The sequence below is a fragment of the Psychrobacter sp. 1U2 genome (assembly GCF_051847575.1).
Genome location: NZ_JBPYDC010001561.1, coordinates 1 through 574 on the forward strand (window position 1 = coordinate 1; position 574 = coordinate 574).

1 pseudogene is annotated in these 574 nt (G+C 46.0%); it reads right to left on the reverse strand.

From position 1 onward, the window contains the following. Positions 1-574: pseudogene (locus tag ACS8FD_RS23180) on the reverse strand (hypothetical protein); the annotation flags it as partial.

Consider the following 574-nt stretch of genomic DNA (forward strand, 5'->3'; position numbering starts at 1 on the left):
GTGGTCGATATTCAATCTTGGCTCGCAGGCGTGAAATGGCAGTAGCTATCACCCGGCGATGATCGTAATACATGGGTACGCCTATTAGCTGCGACCAATTTTCAGGTAAGTGAGCGGTTTTAGCGTTGGATAAATAGCTTGCTGGATAGCTTGGCGCTTCAGGTATCAACCCTGCTTCATAAAGCATTTCATAGCGTAGCAGTACATGCTCAGCCACCCACTTTCTGCCTTCATTATTGTTATCACTATTTGAATTAGTACCAGCGTCTTTGTGTTTGACATTTTCATCTGCCAAGAACGCTTCATTCAACCCCCAACACAGTCTGATGCGCTGATGACGACGGCGTTGCGCGGTTGTATCCTCCGTATCATTTGCCCAATCTAACAGTGTTGGCACAATAAAATCCATGATAATACTTGGCATACCTTCTAAGTGGTTTTCCCAAGGAAAATAATCGTACCAGTCGCGCCATATGGCTTGGCTCTGCAGCGCTTGTGTTTGGGTTTCTTGTACCAAACCCAGATAGCTGACATAAACCAACGCATGCCCATCGACACTACGTCTATTGGTATC